Origin of the sequence: Flavobacterium psychraquaticum (assembly GCF_034497725.1) — a bacterium.
Lineage (GTDB): Bacteria > Bacteroidota > Bacteroidia > Flavobacteriales > Flavobacteriaceae > Flavobacterium > Flavobacterium psychraquaticum.
This window is the reverse complement of the sequence record NZ_JAXKVR010000006.1, coordinates 1-3,343: the sequence shown is the minus strand read 5'-3', so window position 1 is coordinate 3,343 and position 3,343 is coordinate 1. Positions and strand designations below refer to the sequence as shown.

At 26.6% G+C, this 3,343-nt stretch carries 3 protein-coding genes; all 3 read left to right on the top strand.

The window, feature by feature from the left end; all coding sequences use genetic code 11:
- Positions 1-284: 284 nt before the first annotated feature.
- The 3 genes from T1L09_RS00045 (at position 285) to T1L09_RS00035 (ending at position 3,061) form a co-directional block, all read left to right on the top strand.
- Positions 285-1,571, top strand: a complete 1,287-nt coding sequence (locus T1L09_RS00045) for a site-specific integrase (RefSeq protein ID WP_322548908.1) — start codon at positions 285-287, stop codon at positions 1,569-1,571.
- Between the two features lie 2 nt (positions 1,572-1,573).
- Positions 1,574-2,563: a hypothetical protein gene (locus T1L09_RS00040; protein ID WP_322548907.1), complete on the top strand. Its 990-nt coding sequence runs from the start codon at positions 1,574-1,576 to the stop codon at positions 2,561-2,563.
- A gap of 192 nt (positions 2,564-2,755) precedes the next feature.
- Positions 2,756-3,061 (top strand): DUF3853 family protein, encoded by a 306-nt coding sequence (locus tag T1L09_RS00035; RefSeq protein WP_322548906.1) that lies wholly within the window; start codon positions 2,756-2,758, stop codon positions 3,059-3,061.
- Positions 3,062-3,343: the final 282 nt, after the last annotated feature.

Sequence of the window (3,343 nt, the reverse complement as noted above, 5' to 3'; positions counted from 1 at the left end):
GGTAGTAAATTAATGATATTAAGAATTACTTTTAAATAGACTATGTAGAACGGCAACAAAAACGGCAACCAAATATAAAAAACCCTGTAAAATAAGTGCTTTACAGGGTTTTCTGTGGAGTCGCCGACTCTATCACCTATGGTGTCATAAAAAATCGAAAATACTCAATAACCTGTTAATTAACAGGTTATTCGTTTTTTAAAAATAATTAAAATATCATAAAATATTATTGCATATCTCAATAACAGGGTGTAGATTTGGGTATAATTTTATAATGTATTATTATGGCAAATATCAAACGTAACATAATTTTCTCATTAGAGAACAGGAAGATAAACGGAGTTCTAGTAGTAGAGAACGTGCCTATTAGAATGAGGGTAGTTTTTTTAAATAATCGAGTTGATTTTTTTACTGGTTATCGTATTGATATCGCTAAATGGGATAAAAGTATGCAGAAAGTGAAAAATGGATGTACAAATAAATTAAAACAAAGCGCATCTGATATTAATACAGATTTAAAAAAATATGAAGCTCAAATTCAAGATATCTTTAAGGTTTTTGAAACAAAAAACATTATTCCTAACCCAGAATTGCTTAAACGAGAATTTAGTGCATTAAATAAACAAAGCAAAACTGATTCAAAAAGTAAATCTTTAACTGATTTTAAAATTGCATTTGAAGAGTTTAATAAAGAAAATGGTAGACAAAATAACTGGACAAAATCGACTTTTCAAAAGTTTGAAAGTGTCAAGGTTCATTTGTCGGATTTTAAATCAGATTTGACATTTGACTATTTTGATGAAAAAGGGTTGAATAATTATTTGTTATTTCTCAGAGATACTAAAAAAATGAGAAATAGTACTATCATTAAACAATTAGGCTTTCTTAAATGGTTTCTTCGTTGGGCTTTTGAAAAAGGGTATAATCATTCAAATGTATTTGAAAAATTTAAACCAAAGATAAAGATTGTTCCAAAAAAAGTAATTTTTCTAACTCCTGATGAATTAAAAAACCTTCGTGAATTTATTATTCCAGAACAAAAACAATATTTAGAAAGAGTTAGGGATGTATTTATTTTTTGCTGTTATAGTTCACTTCGTTATTCAGATGCTTATAATTTAAAATGGAGTAATATAAAAAATGATCATATTGAAGTTACTACAGTTAAAACAGCTGATAGTTTATTTATTGACTTAAATGATTACACAAGAGCTATATTGGAAAAATATAAAGATTTTCATTTTGAGGACGATAAAGTATTGCCTGTTATTAGTAATCAAAAGATGAACGATTATATTAAAGAATTGGCTGAATTAGCCGGAATTAATGAACCAGTTCATGAGACTTATTATGTTGGTGCGAAGAGAATTGACACTGTTACACCAAAATATGAACTTTTGAGTACACATGCAGGGAGACGAACATTTATTTGCTATGCACTTTCCATTGGGATTCCCATTCAAATTGTGATGAAGTGGACTGGACACTCAGATTATAAATCAATGAAACCTTATATTGATGTTATTAATGAGTTGAAGGCTAATGAAATGAAAAAATTTAATCTCGTTTAGGTATGGAGTTAAGCACTTATATAACCTCGTTTAGAGAAGTTAATTCAATTTATGCAAAGTTTATTGAAACTGGACTTTATGGTTTTGATGAACAAGAAAAAGTAATTAATTTTTTTGAAGAAATTAAAGATATAAAAAAGTTAGAGAAGGTTTTATTTGAAAGTATTGAAGCATTAAATTTTCAATCAAAATTTAATGCTTTTAAGATTATTTTGAATGATAATATTAAACTATATGAAGAAAATAAAGAACTTTTTGATACTCTTGACGTTGATAAATTATGTGGAATTAAATCAAGTTGTTTTGATGAAAGTATCAGGATAAAACAAAATGAGGTTGATGTTTTGTTTAAAGATTACAGATTAAGTAAAAGTAATTTAGGGGATAGGTTGTTTAAGAAGCCTGAAGAGAATGAACACGACCCAGTTTGGGACGAGTACATTTACAAGAAGCAGCTATATGATTGGGAAAATGAAGGATTAGATGGGTTGCGTAAAAAAAGAGAACATATCTTATATTTTGTTTTGCCGTATGTCTATAATAAATTTTCTGAAATCAGTATTTTAAGTAATTCTTTTTTAAGTATCATAAATTCATACAAAGAAGATGGATTAAATGATTTTCAAGGTAAAGAATATTTGAATATGGGGATTATATATAAAATTTTTAAACTATGTAATAATAAATATTTTGAGAGTACAACAAGTGAGATTTTTTATAACTATTTGAATCTTTCTACTAAAAAAGGAGATTTAAAAATTAGAAAAAGTAAAAAAATATATGTTTGCCATTTAATTAAAAAATTGGCTGAAAAAATTGATTTAAATGATTTAAATGATGAAAATGAATGGAGAGATGAAATTTTGAATAATTTAGGGCTTATGGATTATTTTAATAAGAAATCCAATCAAGTAGAGTATAATAAAAAAAAAGGGGGTTCAGAAGCTATACTTTTTTTCGATGAATTGAGTGAAATATTAAAAAATGAGTAAATAAAGTATCATAATTTTTCAAATCCCCTTCTTAAATTAAAAATATTTTTCAAAACACTGAAAATCAGTATTTTGAAAAATATTTTTTTTTCAAATCCCCACATTTCCCCTTTTTTTTGAATATAATTTTACACTGTTCGAACATCGAAAGCCTCTGTACAAGGCTATTGTTTAATACAACAGTTTATTATTATGGAAATTCAAGAATTATTAAAAAAGCCACTTTTTCAGTTAACTACAGAAGAGTTTTTATTTATCAATAATAAAACCTCTAACGAGATTACACCAAGTAATACAGACCAAAATACTCAATCAAAAAAATATGTTTACGGTATAAAAGGAATTGCAACATTGTTTGGGTGTAGTAAACCAACTGCAAATCGTTTGAAAAAAAGCAAAAAGATTGATGCTGCAATTACTCAAATTGGTAGAAAAATTATTGTAGATGCAGATTTAGCCATGAAACTTGCAAAAGTTGAAAAGGGTGGGAGAAAGTAATTTGGTCTTATTGAAATCAAACTTCTTTAAAAAACAAAAGCACAATTGAATTCGCCGTTCAATCGTGCTTATACTTTGTAATCTCTTTGTATATCTGCGTTGCAAATATACAATAATTCTTTTATTGTATGAAAAACAAATCACAAAATATGCTGTATCAGTCTGATATAGCATCAAATACCATATTTGATAGAATTATCAAATACATCAATTCTAAATATAGAATTCGGTTCAATACCATTTCTTTGGATTATGAGATAAATATCAATGGAAATGATAATT

Coding starts and splice junctions, on each gene's coding strand:
- T1L09_RS00045 (WP_322548908.1), top strand. CDS start 285: ATGGCAAATATCAAACGTAACATAATTTTCTCATTAGAGAACAGGAAG.
- T1L09_RS00035 (WP_322548906.1), top strand. CDS start 2,756: ATGGAAATTCAAGAATTATTAAAAAAGCCACTTTTTCAGTTAACTACA.
- T1L09_RS00040 (WP_322548907.1), top strand. CDS start 1,574: ATGGAGTTAAGCACTTATATAACCTCGTTTAGAGAAGTTAATTCAATT.